The organism is Cumulibacter manganitolerans (assembly GCF_009602465.1).
GTDB lineage: Bacteria > Actinomycetota > Actinomycetes > Mycobacteriales > Antricoccaceae > Cumulibacter > Cumulibacter manganitolerans.
The window spans coordinates 24,707-46,628 of record NZ_WBKP01000028.1; the positions used below are offsets into that span (position 1 = coordinate 24,707).

Sequence of the window (21,922 nt, forward strand, 5' to 3'; positions counted from 1 at the left end):
CTCCCGGCGTCTCGACGTCGCCTCCGCCTAGCGGCTCCGGCTCGCTCGACGACCAATGGGGTGGCTCGGTCGGCGCCCATTGAGCGGCGCGGCCGGCAACCGTGGGGTGGCTCGACGACCACTGGGGTGACTCGCCGGGCGCCGGTGACCGTGGGCCGTCAGGGGTGGGTGCAGGTGGCGAGGGCTACGGCGATCTGTCGGACGCAGGCGTGGATCTCGCCCATCGCCCGGTCGTGCTGAGCCGTGGTCCCGCCGTACGGGTCGGCGACATCGAGGTCGGTGAGCCTCCGGCCGCCGCGGTGCCGGTAGGCGCTGGCGACCAGATCGGTCGCCGACAGCTGACCTTGCGCATCCACGGCGTCCGCCGTGCCGGGCAACGAGGCCAGATGGGCGAACTCCTTCATCGTGAAGGTGCGACGCAGCGCCCGCGGATAGGTCTCGACGACCTCGCTCCGGTGCTCCCGCGTCGCGGTCAGGATCAGCGATGCCGAGTCGACGATCTGCTGGGTCAGCGGACGCGACTTGAACCCCCGCGCCGTGCCGCCCCGACGCTCCAGCGCCTCGGCCGCTGCGGGGTCCATCGGCTGCGCAATCCAACCGCGGACGCCGGCCGAGGAGATCTTCAGGTACAGATCCTCCGACAGATCACGCCTCGACAGCTCGAGGGCGAGCAGCCGCTCCGCACCCGGCGAACGACAGATGTTCGCCGTACACACCATCAGGATCTGGAAGGGGTCGTCCCCGCTTTGGATCGGCTCGACGACCGGTCCTAGCTCCACGTAGCGCCGCCGTCGCTGCTCATGTGCGCCTTCCCGTCGACCGTGGCGAACACTCGCTGCCCGATCGCATCGAGGGCCTGCGGCTGGCTGCCCTGGATGCATCCGACCGGTGTCCAGGTGGCGCCCCCGTCGTTCGTACGCCGCACCTCGGCCGGGCACTGCTGCCCCACGGCCAGCGCATAGCCGTTCGACTGGTCCAGGAACGACACGCTCACCACGCCGGACGGAGCGCCGGCCTGCTGCCACTGCGCCCCGCCGTTGGACGACGACCGCACGCTGCCGTCGCTGCACGCCACGAACGCGGACTGCTTGCTGACCACCGACAACGCGACGGGCGTGCAGCCGACGTCGCCGGCGTTCCCGCCGGGGGCGACCAGGCCCTTGCCGCCGGGCTTGAGGTACCAACTGCCGTCGGCCGGACCCTTCGACCAGGTCTTTCCGCCGTCGACCGACTGGTACAGCGAGACCGCGCAGCTCTCATCGGCGCCGACGTACTGCAGGTTGGCCTGCGACTTCGCGATCACCCGGAGCACCTCGCGGGCGCCGTCACCGACCTGGTTGAACGACTTGCCGCTGTCGGTCGACAGCTCGATCTTCGCCTCGTTGCCACCCTGGCAGGCGCCGGCGGTCGCGCGGAGCACGGTCCCGTCGGAAGCCATCGACAGCAACGCGCTCGCGGGAGCCTGCTGACCGGGCGCCGAACTGCCGGCGGCGCTGCTGGAGCTGCCGGCCGAGCGGCTCGCACTGCCCGAGGTCGCCGGGCTCGAGGTCGCCTGCGTGGTCGGATCGGCTGCGCCGGCCGCCGGGGCGCTGGTGTGCCGGAACGCGAGATAGACCAGGACGAGGTCGACCACCGCGAATGCGGCAAGCGCGATCGGCGCCCAGTTCTTCTTCATGACGTCGCCCCGGTCTGATCTGGTGTGACAGGAAGTATCTCTTGGGACAATACCGGTCGGGCTGCGCGGAGGATCACCGCAACAACGCAGGTCGGGCTGCGATTCTTCTTACGACATCCCATAGCCACAGGTCGCGGCCCTTAGAGTTGATTGTCGAGCACCGCCGTACGCCCCGAGCCGAGGAGCAGCCACGCATGGCCAAGCATCACGACGATGACGAGGACGCCCTGCGTCTGGAGGACCTCGCCGGTGACGACTCGGACTCGTACCGCGCGGACTCCGCGCCGGCCGGCCGGCGCAAGAACTTCTTCGGCCGCCACAAGGTGCTCACCGCGTTCCTCGTGCTGCTCGGACTGCTCGTCGGCAGCGTCGTCGGATTCGCGGTCTACCTCAACTCCAAGCTGTCGGACGTCGACACCTACGTGAGCAAGATCGACGAGAAGGACCGCGTCCCGAAGGTCGACGTCCCCGCCGGACAGAAGGCGCCGATCAACATCCTGCTGCTCGGCGCCGACAAGGCGAGCGGCAAGTCGATCGCCGAGCTGATCGCCGCCGGCAAATGGGCGCCGGGATCGATGCGCTCGGACACCATGATGCTCGTGCACATCCCGGCCGACCGATCCCGCGTCTACCTGATGTCGTTCCCCCGTGACTCGTGGGTCAACATCCCCGGCCGCCAGGGCAAGGACAAGATCAACGCCGCCTTCTCGTACGGCGGACCGGACCTCGCGTTGAAGACGATCGAGCAGTACTCCCAGGTGCACATCGACCACGTGATGATGATCGACTGGAACGGGTTCAAGGACCTCACCGACGCCCTCGGTGGCGTGACGATCAACGAGCCAGGCGTCGGCACCCACAAGATGAACGGCGAGCAGGCCCTGGCCTACGTGCGCACCCGCTACACGCTCCCCAACGGCGACTTCGACCGCGTGAAGCGGCAGCAGAACTTCCTGCGCGCGATCATGGCGCAGACGGTCGACAGCATCTCCGTCACCGACCCGTTGATGCTCTCCGGCGTACTCGGCGCCGTCGCCAACAACACCACGGTGGACGCCGACTTCACGCCGTCCGTCATGCGCGATCTGGCGTGGGAGATGCGCGGTATCAAGACGCAGAACGTCTCCTTCTTCACCGTGCCGACCAAAGGCACTGGCATGGAAGGGGCGGCGTCCGTGGTGTACCTCGACGACGCCCGCTGCAAGGAGCTGTTCACCGCGGTCAACAACGGCCTCCTGCCGCAGTACATGAACAGCCACAAGGTCGACTCGCTCCCCGACCCCAGCAACGTCAACTAGCGCGCCTCGCTTCATCCGAACCACCACCTGCCGGCACCCCGCCCACCGGCGGTGTGCGGCCGGCTTCGCGGTGGGCGGCCGGCTGCGCGGGCGGCCGGCTGCGGGGCGGCCGGCTGCGGGGCGCTGGGCGTTGGCAGGCTGCTCGCCATACCGCGCTCCCGCCGTGCCGGCGGCTCGGCGGTTGGCGCTCCTCGTACCCGCGCTCTCGCGGTGGCTTCGACCCCGCTGACGCTGGTCGCGGTGGCTTCTGCCCCGCTCTCGCGCCGATAGCGGGGTGCCACCCACCGCATCGATGGGGAGTCGGGCACCTTGACACGTGAAGCCGGCCCCTCGAGACACGTCGTCCCCCTGCGGGTTTATGCATCCCCGCCTGGCCAGCCCGGGCGCGAGTGGCGACGTCGGTCATCTCTCTCCGTAAATTTTTCGCCGATCCTCTTGCGCATTTATTCGAACGTATGTACGATTAATTCAACGCTTCGAGGGAAGGGGGTTCGCCATGGACGAGCTGTCCGGCTGGGCCGACCCCGTCGCGTACCTCACGCGCACCACTTCCTCGAACAGCGAGGCCCCCGGGGCGAGTGACAGTCGATCTGGGGCAGCCGGCGATTCGGTCGGCCAGAGCGGGCGCTCGGCCGGTGCGGGCGACGCCGGACGGACGCCTGTATCCAGCGGGGACGGCGGGTGGGCGCCGGCGTGGGGCACGGACTTCGAGTCGTCGCCGGGCGCTGTCGAGCTCGATGCGGAGATCGCCGAGCTGCTCGGGCGGCTCCGCTCGGGCCTGGACGGACTGTTGGCCATCGGCGACCGCGGCGACTTGATGGCGCTGGGGCCGCGCCGGCTGATTGGGGTGATCCAGGGGTTCGAGGCGCACCGCAACGCTCTGGCCGCGGTGGACGCGCTGCTGGTCGAGGCCGCCGGCGAGGAGCGGCTCGCCGCGCACCTGACGGCGCCGACCCTGCCGTCGGCATTGTCGCGGTTGGTGAAGATCTCCCCCGCCGCCGCAGCCGCGCGGGTTCGCCAGGCGGAGCAGATCCTGCCGCAGCATGCCTACAGCGCCGGGACGCTCGAATGCGAGCGTCCCGCGCTGCGCGACGCCGTCCGCGCCGGTGTCCTCAGCTGTGATCAGCACGCGGTGATCAGCAGCGCGCTGCGAAAGCTCGCCACCAACCCCGAGGTCCAGGCCGAGCAGCTCGAGCAGGCGGAGAACACCCTGGTCGAGTTCGCGGCCTCGCTCACCCCGGATGAGCTGAAGCAGGCCGCGCGGGTGATCGACGACTGCCTGCTTCCCGACGGGACACTGCCGAGCGAAGAGCTCACCCGCGCACGGCGTGGGCTGCACCTCGGACCGGCTCGCCGCGACGGCACCCACCACCTCACCGGCAGCCTGACCCCGGAGCTGCACGCGAAGCTCTCGGCGATCCTGTCCCCGCTCGCGGCTCCGAAGCCCTCGAACGAGCACGGCGCGGACCGGCGCAGCGCCGACCAGCGCCAGCACGACGCGCTCGAGGAGATCGCCGACCGAATGCTCGACAGCGACGCGCTCCCGCGCACCGGCGGGGCGAAGACGACCATCCACGTCACCATCTCCCTCGAGCAGCTTCGCCGCCGCCTGGCGGAGATGCGTCGCCGCGATGCGGCGCTCGGTGGCTACCGGGGCAGCGCCGACCCCGCCGCCTCCGGCCACCGATGCGGGTGGCTCGCCGACACTCCGACCGGCGCGGGTCTCGACGGCGCGCTGAGCCCTAACGGGGCTCGCCACGACAATGCCGAGCCGGCCGGAACAGAGCCGAATGGTTCGGGACGGCGAGGGGCCGGGCCGGACGGCGCTGAGCCGTGGACGCCCGGTGGGTGGAACGGCGGGCGGTTCAACCTCAGCACGTTCCAGGAGCGCGCCGCGGCGACCACGACGTTCGGCACGCAGCTGTCGGCCAGCGAGCTGCTGCGCCTGGCCGAGCAGGCCGAGATCATCCCGACCTTCGTCAACGATGCAGGCGGCGTCCTGGCGTATGGACGGGCGCGGCGCTTCGCCTCACCCAGCCAGGTCAAGGCCCTGGTCGGGCGCGACAAGGGTTGCTCCTTCCCCGCCTGCACCGCGCCACCGGAGTGGTGCGACAGCCACCACATCATCGAATGGTGGCGCGGCGGACGCACGGACATCGACAACCTGACCTTGTTGTGCGGCTACCACCATCGGGAGTTCCTGCAGCGTGGCTGGAGCGTGCGCATGCACGACGGCATCCCCCTGTGGATACCGCCGCCGTGGATCGATGCCGATCGCAAGCCGCAGGTCAACACGCGCATCGCGGGACTCCAGCCGCATCTCGACCTGTCCCTGTTCCAGCTCGGGGAGCAGCCGGAGCCCGGCAGGCCGACGCCAGACAGCGGAAGTCCGCCCGGACATCTCGACCTCTCGCGGACCGACCGGATCGATGATCTCGACCCGCTCGACGACCTCATCGACCTACTCGAGCACCACGTCACCGCCGAGCAGCGCGACGCCTTCCATCGCGACCTGGCCGACCTGCTCACCCACTACGGCAGCCAGTGCCCGCTGGAGCAGGCCGTCGACGTCGGCCCTCGAGCGATGGCCTGACCTGGTAATTCGCGGCGGCGAGCAGTGATCTGGGTCGCCACGCACTCGACTTGACCGAAGATTCATCGCCCGGTTCGTAGGGTGAATCTCATGCCCCTTGACGTCTCTGCGCATCGCACCGGTCTGCGGCGGGGAGCACAGGTCGTCACGGCGATCGCGGCGCTTCTGCTGTGTGCGGCCGTCGCCCCGGCGTACGCCGCCCCCGCGGCCTCGACGTCCAGCACGCCGTCGAGCACCCCAGCGGGCGCAGGCGGCCAGGCGGCCTCAGCCGCCCCGACGTCGACCATCGACCCGGCCGCCCCGACGCCCACCACTCCTCCCGCCGGTGGACCGGCCCAGGGGTTCGGTCCCGGAGGCATCACCATCGGCGGGCCGCAGCTCGACACCCGCGGGCGGGTGACCTACGACGGCGCACCGGAGCTGCCGGCCGACCTCAACGTGCACGGCCTGGTTGTCGCCGACCTCGGGTCGGGGCAGATCCTCGCCGCGCAGGACCCGCACGGCAAGTACTACCCCGCCAGCACGCTGAAGACGCTGACCTTCGTGTCGCTGTATCACCAGCTGGACCCCAACCAGGTGCTCACCGCGACCCGCGAGGACGCGACCGTGGAGGGCAGCCGGGTCGGCATCGTCGAGAACGGCAAGTACACCGTCGCGCAGCTGTGGACCGCGCTGATCCTGCAATCCGGCAACGACGCGGCCCAGATGCTCACCGAGGCCGCGGGCGGCAAGGAGACCGCGCTCAAGCTGATGAACGCCAAGGCGAAGGAGCTGCAGGCGTACGACACCCTCGCGGGCAGCACCTCGGGCCTCGACGTCGCCGGCCAGAGCTCCTCGCCGTACGACCTCTGCCTGTTCATGCGGCAGATCGTCGAGGACTCCTCGCTGCGCGCCATCGCGGGCCAGCTGCTCGGGCAGCTCCCGGCACAGCCGCCGCAGTACCCGCAGCCGCTGAGCTTCGGCACCCAGAACCAGCTCATGCACAGCTACCCCGGCACGATCGCGGGCAAGACCGGGTTCACCGACGCCGCCCGTCATACCTTCGTGGCCGCCGCCGAGCGCAATGGCCGCACGCTGGTGGTCAGCCTGATGGACGCCGAGAACAAGCCCGTACCGAACTGGAAGCAGGCCATGTCACTGCTCGACTGGGGGTTCGCCTCACCGGTCGATGCGCACGGAGCCGGCAAGCTCGTCACGCCCGACGAGGTGTCCGAGATACCGCCGGCCAGCAGCAGCGCCGCCCAGGCGGCGGCGTCCGGCTCGGGTGTCGCCGCCGACACTGCCGTGTCACAGCAGGCGTCGGCCGATCTCGGCAAGCGCGGACGGTCGCTCACCACCTGGCCGCTGTGGCCCATCCTCGGCGTCCTGCTTGCCGTGGCGCTCTGGATCGCGGCCCCGCGCCGCAGCAAGGTCGCGCGCGACACCCGCCCGAAGCACCGCCCGTAGCAGGGGCACGGGCGGCTCCCGGCGTCTCGACGTCGGTCGCTGGCGCTCCCTCGCTCGACGACCAGCGGAAGGGCCTCCCTTACTCGACGACCAGCGGAAGGGGGCCCTCGCGGGGCGGCTCCCGGCGTCTCGACGTCGGTCGCTGGCGCTCCCTCGCTCGACGACCAGCGGAAGGGCCTCCCTTACTCGACGACCAGCGGAAGGGGGCCCTCGCGGGGCGGCTCCCGGCGTCTCGACGTCGGTCGCTGGCGCTCCCTCGCTCGACGACCAGCGGAAGGGCCTCCCTTACTCGACGACCAGCGGAAGGGGGCCCTCGCGGGGCGGCTCCCGGCGTCTCGACGTCGGTCGCTGGCGCTCCCTCGCTCGACGACCAGCGGAAAGGCGCTGCCTCGCTCGACGACCAGCGGAAGGGGGCCCTCGCGGGGCGGCTCCCGGCGTCTCGACGTCGGTCGCTGGCGCTCCCTCGCTCGACGACCAGCGGAGGGGCCTCCCTCGCTCGACCAGCGGAGGGGGCCCTCGCGGGGCGGCTCGCGTCGTCATGGGAGGGCGCGTGGGATGATGGACGACGCACTTTGCGTCACGTCTGAAAGGTCCCCCGTGAGCTCCTCGCAGCGCGTCTTCTCCGGCATCCAGCCGACCGCCGATTCGTTCCATCTCGGCAACTACTTCGGCGCGCTGAAGCACTGGCGGACCATGCAGGACGCCGGCAGCGACTGCGTCTACTCGGTCGTCGACCTGCACGCGATCACCATCGAGTCGCAGCAGGATCCCGCGCAGCTGCACCGCCGGACGCTGGTCAGCTACGCGCAGCTGTTGTCGATGGGCATCGACCCGCAGAAATCGGTGCTGTTCGTGCAGTCCCACGTGCCCGAGCACGCCCAGCTGGCCTGGGTCCTGCAGTGCATCACCGGTTTCGGCGAGGCCGGCCGGATGACCCAGTTCAAGGACAAGTCCGGCAAGGAGGGCAACGACCACACCTCCGTCGGCCTGTTCACCTACCCGATGCTGATGGCCGCCGACATACTGCTGTACCGCACCGACGGCGTCCCGGTCGGCGAGGACCAGCGCCAGCATCTGGAGCTCTCGCGCAACCTCGCGCAGCGGTTCAACTCGCGGTTCGGCGAGACGTTCACGGTGCCCGAGCCGATCATCCAAAAGGCCACCGCGAAGTTCGTGGACCTGCAGAATCCGACCGGCAAGATGAGCAAGTCCGCCGGTACGGGCGGCGGCATGATCAACGTCCTCGACGACCCGAAGCAGATCACCAAGCGCATCAAGTCGGCGGTCACCGACAACGAGGGCGTGGTCCGGTTCGACCGCGAGACCCAGCCGGGCGTCGCCAACCTGCTGTCGATCCTCGGCGCCGCAACGGATCGGGATCCCGAGAGCCTGGTGGCCGACTACGAAGGCAAGGGCTACGGCGCGCTCAAGACGGACGTCGCCGATGCGGTCGTCGCGGAGTTCACGCCGATCGCGGAGCGCACCCGCGAGCTGCTCGAGGACCCCGCCCAGCTGATCCGCACGATGGCCGACGGCGCCCACCGCGCCCGCGCGCTCGCCGAGCCGGTCCTCAAGGACGCGTACGAAGCAGTCGGATTCGTCGGGATCGCATAACGATGGGCGGCAGCGAGGTCACCGTCGGGCTCTCGATCCCGATGCCTGCGCCGTACGACGCGGTGCTGCAGGAGTGGCGCCGGCGAAGCGGCGACCCGATGGCCGAGCTGGTGATGCCGCACGTGACGCTGGTCCCGCCGACACCGGTCGCCGAGGAGGCGCTGGACCGGGTGCTGTCGACGCTCCGTGAGCGGTGCACCGGGTTGACGTCGTTTCCCCTGCGGCTGCGGGGAACCGGCACCTTCAGGCCGATCTCGGACGTCGTGTTCGTCGCGGTCGCCGACGGCATCTCGCACTGCGAGGTGCTCGCCGAGCGCCTGCGCACCGACGAGCTGCGGCCCCAGCTCGAGTACCCCTATCACCCGCACGTCACCGTCGCGCAGAACGTGCCCACCGAGGCGCTGGATGCGGTGTTCGACGGCCTGGAGGACTTCCGGGCCGACATCGTCGTCGACGAGGTGTGGGCGCATCGCCAGAACGACGACGGCTCGTGGACGCCGCTCACCTCTTTCGCCCTGGCAGAAGGAAACCAGGAGCAGACCTGATGTCGGACCGGGTGCCGCTCCGCCAGCTCGCGAGGCAGGTCGACGACCTGCAGAGCGTGCGGGAGGAGCCGGCGCCCGATCCGGAGGCGGGCCGCGTCGTACGCCGCTTCCGCGCCATGCGGGCGAAGTGGGAGTGGTTCGACCATGCGGTGATCGCCCTCCTGCGCTACGACCGGCGCAACGGTGACACCTACGCGGCCGGGCTGACGTTCCAGACCTTCACCGCCATCGTCCCGCTGCTGATGCTCGCCGCCGCCGGATTCGGGCTGGTGCTGCGACGCGAGATCACGTGGGCCCGCGACCTGTTCGAGAAGGTGGCCGAGCAGATTCCAGGCGGCGGCGGTGAAGTGCTGATCCGGGCGCTGCGCGCGGTGCAGACCCTGGCGGGCACGATCGGCGTCCTGTCGCTGCTTCTCGTGCTGTGGCTGGGAACCAGCTGGATCGGGAACATGCGCGTGGCGATCCAGCGCATGTGGGGCCACATCCCCGGGGGCGTGAGCTGGCTGAAGGAGAAGGGCGTCGACCTCGTCGTGCTGATCGGCCTGGGCCTCGCCGCACTCGTCTCGCTCGGGCTGAGCACCTCGGCCGGTGACATCACCGGGCACATCGTGTCCGCGCTGGGGCTCGACCACATCCCCGGAGCGGGCGTCTTCCTGAAGATCGTCGCGGTCGGGGCCGCGCTGCTCGCCGACATCGCGATCCTGCAGTACATGATGGTCACCCTCGCCCGGCAGCGGGTCTCCCGCCGCCCGGTGCTGCGCGGCGCGGTGCTCGGCGCCGTCGGCTTCGAGATCCTCAAGCTGCTCGGCACCGTGTTCATCGGACGGCTGATCTCGACCAGCCCCGCCGCCGGCGTGTTCGGCGCGATCGTCGTGCTGCTCGTCTGGCTCAACCTGATCTGCCGATGGCTCCTCATCGTGGTGTGCTGGACGGCGACGAGCCGCCCCGTCCTGGACGCCCAGCTGACCGCGTTCCGCCGCGAAAGTCCAGGTCAGCCGACCTAGATCCCGACCCGCCCCGCACTGGACAGAAGCTCTTCTTGGGTGTCTACTGACCGTAATCAAGCACAGCCCATTCACAGACAAGGAGGCCCACCCGGCCTTCCTCATCCCCTCGGCGGAGTCTCCGTGGCCCTGCTCATGACCGGTGCGGCGGCGGCAGTCGTAGGACGGCGTCGTCGGACCCGAGGGGTCGCGCGCCGGGCCCTGTCCAGCACGTGGCTGGGCAGGGCGTCCGGTGCGGGATCGAGCCGGCGAACGCGCGGATCAGGCCAGCGTCTCCCGCAGCAGCGCATCGACGTCCGCGAACACCCCGGTGGGCGCGATCGCACGGCCGGCGACGGCGTCCACCATCGCGGCCAGCCCGGGCAGCGGCTCGCCGGCGCGTGCACCGTCGGCGTCCTGCAGCGGATTGCGCCGGCCGGGCCACGAGGCGGTGAGCTGCGACCACGTCCTGGCCCACGCGGCCGCGAGCTCCTTCGCCGTCGGTACGCCGAACCCGTGCCCGACCGGAGCGGCGTGCCGCAGCGCCACGAGCGGCAACTCGACGAACTGGCCCGCGATCACCAGCCGGTCGGCGAGCGCCTCCTTGTCGCCGGGGAGGTCGCGCCACACGGCGCACTTGCGCTCGCACGCCCGCAGCGGCCTCGGACGGCCGGCCTCCAGCAGGCCGCACGTCGACAGCGCCGCCGACACCCGGGAGTGGTCGCGTTCGAGGTACTCGCGCCAGATGCGCCCATGGTCCTCACGCGACCACTCCTTCGACGGGCGACCGACGCGCACCGCCTCGCGCAGCGAGCCGCGCAGGGTTGGCGAGTGCGCGCACTCGCGGCCGCGGGGCTCGTCGCGGTCGATCCCCCACAGGCTGCCGGGCCGGGTCACCAGCTCGACCAGCCGCGGCGGATCCCCGGCATGGCCCAGATGCGGCTCCCACGCGAGCAACGGAAGATACTCGCTCATGATGTGGCAGACGAGCAGCACGCCGGCGAGGTCGCCCTGCCGGTGGCGGACCGCGATCACCTCCTGCAGGATCGCGAACGTCGGCGCGAGGGAGCCGAGCGCGCCCCGGTCCTTCGCCGCCGGGTCCTGCGGCACGTTGGCCGCCCGGGCGATCTCCCGCAGCCGGGCCGGCACGTGGGGGAAGTCGGTCCAGTCCTCGGCATCGAGCGCGAGGATCGACAGCGCGTAGTCGCACAGCGTCTGCGCGGTACGGCGCCGTGCCGGCTCGAGGTCGAGGACCGGCAGGATAGCCCGCAGTCCTCGGTAGCTTGGCGCCGACAGCAGCGCGTCGACGAATCCGCCCGCGCTCGTCACCGTGGCCCTCAGCAGCCCAGGGCGGACAGCATCGCGTCGTTCTCGGCGGGCGTCCCGATCGTGATGCGGATGCCGTCGCCGGTGAACGGGCGGCCCATGATCCCGTTGTCCATCAGGCGTTGCGCGATCTCGTCGGTCTTCTCGCGGGCGCTGATCCACACGAAGTTGGCGTGGCTGTCGGGCACCGGATAGCCGCCGGCGCGCAGCCGCTCGGTGACCCGGGCACGCTCGGCGACCGCCTCGTCGACCCGCTGCTGAAGCTCGTCGACCGCGCGCAACGACGCCACCGCGGCGATCTGGGCGATGGTGGAGACGGCGAACGGCATCATCGTCTTGCGCACCACCGCCGCGATCGCGGGATCGTCGGAGATCAGGTAGCCGACCCGCAGGCCGGCCAGTCCGTACGCCTTGGAGAAGGTGCGCAGCACACAGACGTTGTCGCGGCCGCGCATGACCTCCAGGCCGTCGGGGACGTCGGGATCGGTGATGTACTCGCCGTACGCCTCGTCGAGCACGACGAGCACCCCGTCGGGCACGGCGTCCAGGAACCGGACGAGCTCGGCCCGGCGTACCGCCGTGCCGGTCGGGTTGTTCGGGTTGCAGACGATCACGACGCGGGTCTTGTCGGTGATCTGCGCGAGCATCGCGTCGAGGTCGTGGGTCTCGTCGCGCAGCGGCACCATCGCCAGGTGCGCGCCCACGACCTCCGCCACGAGCGGGTACGCCTCGAACGAACGCCATCCGACGACGACCTCGTCGTCGGGCGTGCAGTAGGCCTGCATGATCTGCTCGAGCACGGTGACCGAGCCGCAGCCGAACGCGACCTGCTCGGGCCGGACGCCGTACTTCTCACACAGGGCGGCGGTGAGCTCGGTCATCCCGTTGTCCGGATACCGGTTGATGACGGCGGCGGCCTCGGCGATCGCCTCGACGACCGAGGGAAGCGGCGGATGCGGGTTCTCGTTGGAGGCCAGCTTGATGGGCGCGCTCGCACCCGGCTTGTACGCCGTCAGGTCGACGATCGACCGGCGGGCACGCGTCGTCATGAATGGGCTCCTTGCTCGTCGACGGCGTCCTCGTCGTTGTCGGGGTCCGCCTTGGTCACCGCGGTCACGTGCAGCCGGGCGACCCGGCGTCCGTCGAGCTCGGCGACGGTGAGCACGCCGGTGTGGCGCGCGGTCTCGAACTCGACCTTATCGCCCAGCTCGGGGACCCGGCCCAGCCGCGACATCACGTAGCCGCCGACCGACTCGTACGGCCCCTCGGGCAGCTCGACGCCGGTCAGGTCGGCGAGCTCCCACAGGTTGGTGCCGCCCTCGATCGAGAAGTCGCCGCTGGCCAGCCGCGACGCGGTCGAGGTCTCCTCCGCGTCGTACTCGTCGCGGATGTCGCCGATGATCTCCTCGATGAGGTCCTCGAGCGTCACGATGCCGTCGGTGCCGCCGTACTCGTCGACCACGATCGCCAGATGGTGGCCGCCGCGGCGCATCTGCGACAGCGACTCGAGCACCTTCTTCGAGCCCGGCAGGTAGAGCACCTCCCGCGCGACGTCGCGCACCGTCTGCGCCCGGTCCGTGGGATCGGCGAGCATCAGGTCGCGGATGTGCACGAAGCCGATGATGTCGTCCTGGCCGCCGTCCCCCATCACGGGGTAGCGCGAGTGCGGCGAGTCCCGCGCGTCGCGCACCGCCTTGCTGACGGTCAGGCCGCCGTCCAGGAACGCCGTCTGCCCGCGCGGCAGCATGATCTCGCGGATGTCGCGCTCACCGGCGTCCAGCACCTCGCCGATCAGCTGGCGCTCGTCGCGGGTGAGCGACTCGCTGGTGGCCACGATGCCGCGCAGCTCGTCGCCGGTCATCTCCTCCTTCGCGGCGTTCGGGTCTCCGCCGAGCAGCCGCACGACGAGGTCGGTCGACTTGCCCAGCAGCCAGATCACCGGCCGGAAGATCCGCGCCATCCGGTCGAGGGTCGGCGCGAGGGCCATCGCGATGCCCTCGGTGCGCTGCAGCGCCAGCCGCTTCGGGGTCAGCTCGCCGATGACCAGCGAGACGTAGGCGACCGCGAGAGTGACCGTCAGCAGCGCCACGATGCTCGCGACGCCCTCCGACAGCCCCCAGCCGGTGAGCACGGGGATGAGGTACTGCCCGAGGCGCTCGGCGCCGAGCGCCGCGGACAGGAAGCCGAGGACGGTGACGCCGACCTGCACCACGGCCAGGAACCGGTTGGGGTCTTCCAGCAGCCGCTTGAGCTTCCTGCCGCGCTTGCCGCCGGAGTCGGCCAGGCGCTGGACCTGGCTGTCGCGCAAGGAGACCAGTGCGATCTCGGCTGCGACGAAGACGGCGGCGACGAGGGTGATCCCGAGGACGATCAGGATGTCGACGAGCACTAAAGGCCTTTCTGTGACGTGCTGCCCAGGCTACCGGAGCATCACCGGGGCGGCCCGGTCGTACGACGAGCCTCACCCTCGCCGCGGGGCCCCGGGCACGGCGAAGGGGACGCCGCCGCCCGGCCACCTGTTGACGGTGGCTGAGCGTCGGCGTCCCCTTCGCGGACGTCCTGACGAGGGCTCGACGAGCCCGCGGCGCTACTTGCTCGGGTAGTCCCGCTCGGTCGCGCCGGTGTAGACCTGCCGCGGGCGGCCGATCTTCGTCTTCGGGTCGTTGATCATCTCGCGCCACTGCGCGATCCAGCCCGGGAGCCGGCCGAGGGCGAACAGCACCGTGAACATCTCGGTCGGGAAGCCCATCGCCTTGTAGATCAGGCCGGTGTAGAAGTCGACGTTCGGGTAGAGCTTGCGCTCGACGAAGTAGTCGTCCTTCAGCGCGATCTCTTCCAGGCCCATCGCCAGGTCGAGCAGCGGATCGGGCTTGTTCATCGTCTCGAGGACCTCGCGCACGCCCTTCTTCACGATCGCGGCGCGCGGGTCGTAGTTCTTGTAGACGCGATGACCGAAGCCCATGAGCTTCACGCCATCTTCCTTGTTCTTGACCTTCTCCATGAAGGCCTTGGGGTCGATGCCCCGCTCGTTGATGTCGTTGAGCATCTCCAGCACGGCCTGGTTGGCGCCGCCGTGCAGCGGGCCGAACAGCGCGTTGACGCCGGCGGAGATCGAGGCGAACATGTTCGCGTTCGACGAGCCCACGAGGCGCACGGTCGACGTCGAGCAGTTCTGCTCGTGGTCGGCGTGCAGGATGAACAGCATGTCGAGGACCTTGGCGACGGTCGGGTCGACCTGGTACTGCTCGGCCGGTACGCCGAAGGTCATCCGCAGGAAGTTCTCGACGTACGACAGGCTGTTGTCCGGGTACAGCATCGGCTGGCCGATGGCCGTCTTGTGCGCGTACGACGCGATGGTCGGCAGCTTGGCCAGCAGCCGGATCGTCGAGATGTGCACGTGGTTCTCGTCGAACGGGTCGAGCGAGTCCTGGTAGAAGGTGGACAGGGCCGAGACACCGGAGCTGAGCACCGCCATCGGGTGCGCCTCACGGGGGAAGCCGCTGAAGAAGCGCTTCATCTCCTCGTGCAGCATCGTGTGCTGCGTGATGCTGGCGGTGAAGTCGTCGAGCTGCTCCTTGGTGGGCAGCTCCCCGTAGATGAGGAGGTACGAGACCTCGAGGAAGGTCGACTTCTCGGCAAGCTGGTCGATCGGGTAGCCGCGGTAACGCAGAATGCCCGCGTCGCCGTCGATGTACGTGATCGCCGACTCGCAGGAAGCCGTGTTGACGAAGCCGACGTCCAGCGCGACCTTTCCGGTGGTCGACAGCAGCTTGGAGACGTCCAGGCCGTCTGAGCCTTCGGCCGCCTTCACGACGCCGAGATCAATCTCGCCATCAGGGTGCTTGAGCGAGTAGTCAGTCATGAATTCACCAATCTAAGAGACGTACTCCGATCGCAACGCCTGCGCGACGGTGGCCGACGCAGACATCCACCATCAATCTATTCCCGCGCGCGTAGGCGCCCCGGGGCGCCCCCCAAGAATCAGGCCGTCTCGCATGGTGGGACGACTCCGCCTCGCCCTGGCGAAGCCATATCCCCCGGCCACCACCCCTTGCGCGACGCAGCGGCGCTCGCGCGGCGTCGCTGTGCGGTGCGGCTTCCTTGGCGAAGGCACCGGCCTCCGCGACGCAGCGGCGCTCGCGCGGCGTCGCTGTGCCAGACTCGCGCCATGAATACTTCTCAGGTTTCCGGGGGCGACGGCTGCGCGATCAACGTGGTCGCCGCAGGCCCCGAAGATGGCCCGCTCGTCGTCGGCATCCACGGCATCGGGCAGTCCCTGCTCGCCTACCAGCCGCTGCTGGACGTCGCCGACGAGCGCGGCTGGCGCGTCGTCGCGTTCGACCTGCGCGGGCACGGCGACTCCGACAAGCCGCACGACGCGTACGGCGACTCGCAACTGTGGGCCGACGACGTCAAGGCCGTCCTCGAGTGGGCCGACGCGTCGGCGGACAACCGCGCGACCGTCCTCGCCTGGTCGTACGGCGGCGCGGTGATCACCGACTACCTCGGCGCGTACGGCGACGAGCTCGTGAGGGCGATCGTCACCCTGGGCGCCACCGACAAGCTGGGCGGCCCGGTATCGGCGTTCGTGACGCCGCAGTTCGGGAAGCTCGGCAAGGCGATCATGACCGACGACACCGGCGCGGTGGCCGACGAGCTGCTGACGATGTGCGCCGCCAAGCCGCTGGATCCGGCGTACCGCAAGGCGCTGCTCGAGGGCGCGATGAAGTGCCCCGCGTACGTGCGCAACGGCATGTTCCGCCGGACCCTGGACAACGACGAGGCCCTGGCGTCGTACGGCGGCGTCGTCCTCGCGACGCACGGCGACCAGGACCAGATGTTCTTTCCGGACCTCGGCAAGCACCTCGCGGAGGTCGCCAAGAACGGCCGGTTCAAGGGCTACGCGGGCTGTGGCCACATGCCGCTGTGGGACGTCACGGACGAGTTCCTCGAGGACGTCGCCTCCGTCGTCGACTAGCCGCCCGCGCCGCGGACGCCGGCCCGGAAGCGGTTCCCGGCGTCGGCGCCGCGGACGTCGTCCGGAAAAGAACGTCCAGGAGGGCCACTGTCCACCCCGGGTGGACAGTGGCCCTCCTGCGTGATCATCTCCGGAGAGCCGGGCGAGGAACCGCCGACCGGCGCGGCGCCCTGAGGCTCGAATGCCCCGGTCACGGCCTCGTAGGCCGGCCTCACGGCCCTGTGGAACCGGGCGCCGGGAGCGGTCCTGCGAGGCACAATGGGCGCGTGCGGTTTCAGAGCGCGGAATGGATCGCGACGGCCCGCCTGGTACGCCGGACCGGGTTCGGCGCGGGTGGCTCGGCCGTCGACGCCGCGGTGGCCGAGGGCGCCGAGGCGTACCTCGCCCGGGTTCTCGCGATGGACCCCGCCGCGGACGCCGGCAGCAAGGCGACGCCGATGCCGAAGGCCGGCACCGGGCCCGGCTCCACCCCGGAGCAGCGCGCCGCCGAGACCCGAACGATGAGCCGGTGGTGGCTGCGCCGGATGGCGGCGGCCACCACTCCGCTCGCCGAGCGGCTCACGATGGTCTGGCACAACCACTTCGCGACCTCGCTGCGCGGGGTGGTCTATCCGGGCCTGATGCTCCGGCAGAACGAGTCGCTGCGCAGCCTCGGCCGCGGCGACTTCCGCAACCTCGCCCTCGCGATGCTGACCGACGGCGCGATGCTGCGGTGGCTCAACGGCGTCCAGAGCACCGCCAAGGCGCCCAACGAGAACCTCTCCCGGGAGTTCATGGAGCTGTTCTCGCTCGGCCACGACGGCGGGTACACCGAGCAGGACGTCAAGGAGGGCGCCCGCGCCCTCACCGGCTGGCGGGTGCGCGACGACGGCTCGACGTACGTCGAGCCGAAGGCCCGGGACACCACCACCAAGACCGTGCTGGGCGTGACCGGCAACCTCGACGCCGCCGGGTTCTGTGACGCAGTGCTCGCGCAGCCCGCGGTCGGCAGGTTCCTGGCGCGGCGGATGTGGACGCAGCTCGCGGCGAGCACCCCGCCCAGCGAGGCCGCGGTCGGCCGGATCTCCGCGGCGTACGGCCCGCAGCGGAACCTGCACGCGCTGTTCGCCGCGCTGCTCGCCGACCCCGATGTGGCGGCGGCGTCCGGGGCGCTCATCTGCGGTCCCGTCGAATGGCTGGTCGGCGTGCTGCGGGCGCTGAAGGTCCCGACCGCCGACGACAAGCTGTGCGATGCCTACCTGTCCTACCTGCGGGTGCTCGGCCAGCTGCCGTTCGACCCGCCCAGCGTCGGCGGCTGGCCGACCGGCGTGGCATGGCTGTCGACCGCCGCGACCGAGCAGCGCATCAAGGCCGCGCAGCTGATGGCCTCCCACGGCGACCTCTCGACGGTCACGGCGGCGTCCGGCAAGGACCGGGTGGCTGCGGCCTGCTACCTGCTGGGCATCGGCGAGCTCAGCGACCGCACGTACGACGCGGTTTCCCCGCTGACGGCACAGCCGGCCCAGCTGGTGACCGCCCTCGCCTGCAGCTCCGAGAACCTGGTGATCTGATGGACGCCTTGACCCGTCGCAAGTTCTTGAAGGCCTCCGCCCTCGTCGGCGGCGCGGCGGCGCTGGCCGGAGCGACCGCGCTGACCCTCGACGACCTGCTCTCCGAGGCGGCGCGGCGGCCGCTGGTCCACGACGCCCGCATCCTCGTCGTCATCACGCTGTACGGCGGCAACGACGGGCTGAACATGCTGGTGCCATACGCCGACGACGCGTACTACGCGCGGCGTCCGGAGCTCGCCTACGACCCGGCGTCCGTGCTGCCGCTCGACGCCGAGCTCGGCCTGAACCCGGCGATGACCGGCCTGCGCGACCTCTGGGGAACCGGCGCGCTGGCGATCGTCCGGGGCGTGGGCTACCCGAAGCCCGATCGCAGCCACTTCCGTTCGATGGACATCTGGCAGACCGCTCACCCGGAGGCGCCGGTCCCCACCGGTTGGATCGGCCGGTGGCTCGACCAGACCGGTGACGATCCCCTGCGCGCGGTCAACATCGGGGCCGTCCTCCCGCCGCTGATGCTCGGCGCGAAGACCAACGGCGCCGCGCTGACGCCCACCCGGCCCACGGTCTTCACCCCGGCGCTCAACGACGCGATCGGCAGGCTGGCGAAGCCCGCGGCGTCCGACACCAGCGCGCAGCGGGCCGTCGCCGGGGTGTACGCCGACACGATCAAGACGGAGCTCGCGCTGGGACCGATCCAGCGGGCGTACGCCGACGACCGCGCGCAGGAGAACGCCTCGTCCGGCACGGCCGGCGGATCGGCCGGGGGCCAGAGCGAGCTCGCCGTGCAGCTCGGGCTGATCGCCGCCTGCATCAAGGCCGCGGTGCCGACGCAGGTATACGCCGCGAGCCTCGGAGGCTTCGACACGCACGCCGACGAGAAGGGCACGCAGCAGAAGCTGATGGGCGCGCTCGACGGGGCGGTGTCCGGATTCCTGCACGAGCTGGCCGGCCACCCGCGGGGCGCGAGGACCACCGTGCTGGTGTACTCCGAGTTCGGGCGACGAGTCGCCGCGAACGCCTCCCAGGGCACCGACCACGGAACCGCCGGGCCGGTGCTGGTGGCCGGCCCGCTGGTGGACGGCGGCCGGTTCTTCGGGGACTCGCCCAGCCTCACCGACCTGGACGCCGGCGACCTCAAGGTCACGACCGACTTCCGCGACGTCTACGGCGGCCTGCTGGCCGACGTCCTGGAGCACGATCCGGCCGACGTCCTGGGCCCCGGCCGAACCCCGCTGAAGCTGCTTCGCCGCTGACCTCCAGCCCGCCAGCGGCGTCCTCCGGAAGCCCGGCGTCCCGGCGTCCCCTGCGAGCCGGCGGCCCCGGCGTCCACGGCGTCCACGGCGCCCACGGCGAGGTTCTTCGGAAAACGTCGCGCCGGGGCGTCACTGATCGCCCGGAGTGGAAAGCAGCCCGGAAACGCGACGGTTTCCGGAGGTGCCGGGCGGCGCGGACTCGTCCGCCGGCCGGAGGTCGTCGCCGGCCGGAGGTCGCCGGGCGGCGCGCTAGAGCCGGGCGGCGCGCAGCGCGCTGCGGCGGGACTTTCCCGCCTCGTCCCGCAGCGGTTCGTCGCTGATCTCGATCGTGCGCGGCCGCTTGTGCGGGGACAGCTGCTCGGCGAGGTGCCGGTGGATGTCGTCGATGTCCGCGTCGGCCGGGGCGTGCACGATCGCGTGGACCCGGTTGCCGTACTCCTCGTCGGGCAGGCCGATGACGGCGGACGACGACACGCTCGGGTGCTTCTCGAGCGCCGCCTCGATCTCCGCCGGGAAGACGTTGACGCCGCCGACCAGGATCATGTCGGTCTTGCGGTCGTGCAGGTACAGGTACCCCTCGTCGTCGAACTGGCCGATGTCGCCGAGCGACTCCCACTGGACCCCGTCGCCGCGGTCGAGCCGCTTGGGCTCGGCCCCGACGTACCGGTAGGTCTCCGGGCGGTCCTCGGGACGGCGCATCCAGAGCTCACCCGGGGTGCCGGCCGACACGGGGTTGTGGTCGTCGTCCAGCGCGATCATCTCGCCGACGACGACCTGCCCGACCGAGCCGCGATGCGTCAGCCAGTCGACGCCGTTGATCACGGTGACCGCCTGAGCCTCGGTCCCGGCGTACAGCTCCCAGATCGGCTCGGCGCCGAACCATTCGATCCAGCGTTCCTTCAGCCACGCGGGGCAGGGCGCGCCCATGTGCCACACGGTGCTGACCGACGAGTGGTCGTAGCGCGCCTTGACATCGTCGGGCAGGTTCCACATGCGGTGCATCATGATCGGGACGACGTACAGCAGGTTGCAGCGGTACTTCTCGATGTTGGCGAGCACCTGCTCGGCGTCGAAGCGGTCCATGAGCACGACGTGCCCGCCGGCGCCGATCGTCATGAACATGACCGAGTGCGGGGCGTTGTGGTGCATCGGTGCGGACACCAGGGCCACCGTGTCGCCGGTGGTGCGCCACATGTCCATCGTGGCCTGGTCGATCGCCGCCGGACCGCCCGCGAGGATGATCTTCGGAAGGCCCGTCGAGCCGCCGGAGGTGGGCGCCTTCAGCGACGGCGACAGGACGTACGGGAGGTCTGCGTCGTACGCCGCACCCTCGGCCGCGAGCTGCGCGACGGTCGCCATCTCGACACCGAAGCGCTCCGCGAGGGCCTCGTCACCGATCACGATCGACGGGCGGCCGATGTCGAGGATGGCCTGGAACTCCGGCACCGCCAGCTTCTGGGACAGCGGCTGGGGCGTGGCTCCGATGCGCCACGCCGCCATGTCCGCGACGACGAAGTCGATGCTGTTCCACAGCGCGACCGTGACCAGATCACCCTGCTTGGCGCCGCGGGCCACCATTCCCTTCGCGACGACCTCGGCGCGGTCCACCAGCTCGCGCCAGGTCAGCGACTCGCCGGTCGCCGCATCGGTCACCGCGGGATGGTCGGGCCGCTCCTCGGCGTAGCGGGCGAACGCGTGGACGAGCCACTCCGGCTCGGCGGCAGTCTCGGTCATGGCTAAGTTTCTAGCACCCGCGATCGTTAGCGAATCTAACGACCCCGCGTCCACGGGATATTGGGCAGCCGACCAGGTCGTCAGGGACGCTACACAGCCCACACGTGACGCTTCTCACTTTCGCCGCCGCTATCGCAAACCGGCCCCCAGGATGTAAGCGCCGTGTAAGGCGACTGCGTCTTATACGGGTGCCCCCCGTTTCAAACCCCCGAGGACCGCCATGTCCCCCATCACCGCGCGGTTTCGCCGCGCCATCACGTTCGCCGCAGCCGCGGTTCTAGCCACCCTCTTCGTGAGCGTCGCGGCGCACGCCGAGTCGACGCCCTCCACGTCGCAGACAGCCGCGACGACCGCCACCGGCAACAACCCCGAGGGCTACCTCGGTGCGTGGAGCGCCGGCGACGGCATCATCTACTTCACCGGCTACGCCTTCGACCGCGACGACTTCTCCAAGAAGGTGACCACCTTCTACACCCTCGACGGCAAGGTCGTCGCCTACCAGATCGCCCAGCTGCGCAGCCCGGAGCTCGACCCGTACGGCCTGCCCTACAGCGGCGTCTTCGGCGGCGTCCAGGCGCCCTCCGCGGGGCGCCACGAGCTGTGCATGTTCGGCAACAACATCGGCGCCGGACAGAGCGGCATCATCGCCTGCGTGTACGTCGGCGTCGAGGCCAAGAACCCGCGCGGAGACATCGTCGTCGAGGCAAAGAACAACCAGATCGTCGTCAACGGCTGGCTGATCGACGACTCGGACCTCTCGAAGTCCCTCGGCTACTGGGTCTTCGACAACGGACAGCCGATCTCCTACAACATCACCAACGCGCCGAGCCCCTACCTCTACCCCTACGGCGTCGGCGGCAACCACGCCTTCGGCTTCAGCTACACCCCGGCGACGTCCGGCAAGCACGACATCTGCGTCCTCGGCCA

General features: G+C 70.5%; 17 protein-coding genes. 10 read left to right on the forward strand and 7 right to left on the reverse strand.

Annotation, left to right across the window (positions count from 1 at the left end):
• Positions 1–158: 158 nt before the first annotated feature.
• Positions 159–779 carry an arsenate reductase/protein-tyrosine-phosphatase family protein gene (locus F8A92_RS11280; RefSeq protein ID WP_194291458.1) on the reverse strand — a complete coding sequence of 207 codons (621 nt, stop codon included), beginning with the start codon at positions 777–779 and terminating at the stop codon, positions 159–161.
• Positions 770–1,675: a WD40/YVTN/BNR-like repeat-containing protein gene (locus tag F8A92_RS11285; protein ID WP_153505265.1), complete on the reverse strand. Its 906-nt coding sequence runs from the start codon at positions 1,673–1,675 to the stop codon at positions 770–772. Before F8A92_RS11285 ends, F8A92_RS11280 begins: the two co-directional genes overlap by 10 nt.
• A 194-nt stretch (positions 1,676–1,869) precedes the next feature.
• Here F8A92_RS11285 and F8A92_RS11290 point away from each other — a divergent pair, with 194 nt between their 5' ends.
• The 6 genes from F8A92_RS11290 to F8A92_RS11315 all read left to right on the forward strand — a co-directional run bounded on the left by F8A92_RS11290 (position 1,870) and on the right by F8A92_RS11315 (position 10,175).
• Complete coding sequence (locus F8A92_RS11290; RefSeq protein ID WP_153505266.1) at positions 1,870–2,973, forward strand: LCP family protein; 1,104 nt, start codon at positions 1,870–1,872, stop codon at positions 2,971–2,973.
• Positions 2,974–3,469: 496 nt separating this feature from the next.
• Positions 3,470–5,566, forward strand: coding sequence for an HNH endonuclease signature motif containing protein (locus tag F8A92_RS11295; RefSeq protein ID WP_153505267.1), 2,097 nt, complete (start codon positions 3,470–3,472; stop codon positions 5,564–5,566).
• Between the two features lie 90 nt (positions 5,567–5,656).
• Positions 5,657–7,012 carry a D-alanyl-D-alanine carboxypeptidase family protein gene (locus tag F8A92_RS11300; protein ID WP_153505268.1) on the forward strand — a complete coding sequence of 452 codons (1,356 nt, stop codon included), beginning with the start codon at positions 5,657–5,659 and terminating at the stop codon, positions 7,010–7,012.
• Positions 7,013–7,609: 597 nt separating this feature from the next.
• Positions 7,610–8,626 (forward strand): tryptophan--tRNA ligase, encoded by a 1,017-nt coding sequence (trpS, locus tag F8A92_RS11305; RefSeq protein ID WP_228389383.1) that lies wholly within the window; start codon positions 7,610–7,612, stop codon positions 8,624–8,626.
• 2 nt (positions 8,627–8,628) lie between these two features.
• Positions 8,629–9,171, forward strand: coding sequence for a 2'-5' RNA ligase family protein (locus F8A92_RS11310; RefSeq protein ID WP_153505270.1), 543 nt, complete (start codon positions 8,629–8,631; stop codon positions 9,169–9,171).
• Positions 9,171–10,175, forward strand: a complete 1,005-nt coding sequence (locus tag F8A92_RS11315; protein ID WP_153505271.1) for a YihY/virulence factor BrkB family protein — start codon at positions 9,171–9,173, stop codon at positions 10,173–10,175. The genes F8A92_RS11310 and F8A92_RS11315 overlap by 1 nt, the downstream gene beginning before the upstream one ends.
• Before the next feature lie 261 nt (positions 10,176–10,436).
• On the opposite strand, the gene F8A92_RS11320 is transcribed toward F8A92_RS11315, so the two are convergent.
• From F8A92_RS11320 to F8A92_RS11335, 4 genes are all read right to left on the reverse strand, one after another.
• Positions 10,437–11,483: a hypothetical protein gene (locus F8A92_RS11320; protein ID WP_153505272.1), complete on the reverse strand. Its 1,047-nt coding sequence runs from the start codon at positions 11,481–11,483 to the stop codon at positions 10,437–10,439.
• Positions 11,484–11,491: 8 nt separating this feature from the next.
• Positions 11,492–12,529 carry a histidinol-phosphate transaminase gene (gene hisC / locus F8A92_RS11325; protein WP_153505273.1) on the reverse strand — a complete coding sequence of 346 codons (1,038 nt, stop codon included), beginning with the start codon at positions 12,527–12,529 and terminating at the stop codon, positions 11,492–11,494.
• Complete coding sequence (locus F8A92_RS11330; RefSeq protein WP_153505274.1) at positions 12,526–13,869, reverse strand: hemolysin family protein; 1,344 nt, start codon at positions 13,867–13,869, stop codon at positions 12,526–12,528. The genes hisC and F8A92_RS11330 overlap by 4 nt, the downstream gene beginning before the upstream one ends.
• Before the next feature lie 198 nt (positions 13,870–14,067).
• Complete coding sequence (locus tag F8A92_RS11335) at positions 14,068–15,342, reverse strand: citrate synthase (RefSeq protein WP_153505275.1); 1,275 nt, start codon at positions 15,340–15,342, stop codon at positions 14,068–14,070.
• Positions 15,343–15,648: 306 nt separating this feature from the next.
• On the opposite strand from F8A92_RS11335, the gene F8A92_RS11340 reads away from it, so the two are divergent.
• The 3 genes from F8A92_RS11340 (at position 15,649) to F8A92_RS11350 (ending at position 19,261) form a co-directional block, all read left to right on the forward strand.
• Complete coding sequence (locus F8A92_RS11340; protein WP_153505276.1) at positions 15,649–16,458, forward strand: alpha/beta fold hydrolase; 810 nt, start codon at positions 15,649–15,651, stop codon at positions 16,456–16,458.
• A gap of 266 nt (positions 16,459–16,724) precedes the next feature.
• Positions 16,725–18,008: a DUF1800 domain-containing protein gene (locus F8A92_RS11345; protein WP_153505277.1), complete on the forward strand. Its 1,284-nt coding sequence runs from the start codon at positions 16,725–16,727 to the stop codon at positions 18,006–18,008.
• Positions 18,008–19,261, forward strand: coding sequence for a DUF1501 domain-containing protein (locus F8A92_RS11350; RefSeq protein WP_153505278.1), 1,254 nt, complete (start codon positions 18,008–18,010; stop codon positions 19,259–19,261). Before F8A92_RS11345 ends, F8A92_RS11350 begins: the two co-directional genes overlap by 1 nt.
• Before the next feature lie 249 nt (positions 19,262–19,510).
• Here F8A92_RS11350 and F8A92_RS11355 read toward each other — a convergent pair whose 3' ends face one another.
• Complete coding sequence (locus tag F8A92_RS11355; protein WP_153505279.1) at positions 19,511–20,995, reverse strand: AMP-binding protein; 1,485 nt, start codon at positions 20,993–20,995, stop codon at positions 19,511–19,513.
• A 220-nt stretch (positions 20,996–21,215) separates the two neighbouring features.
• Here F8A92_RS11355 and F8A92_RS11360 point away from each other — a divergent pair.
• Positions 21,216–21,922 (forward strand): hypothetical protein (locus F8A92_RS11360; RefSeq protein ID WP_153505280.1); only part of this gene is annotated, 707 nt, incomplete at its 3' end.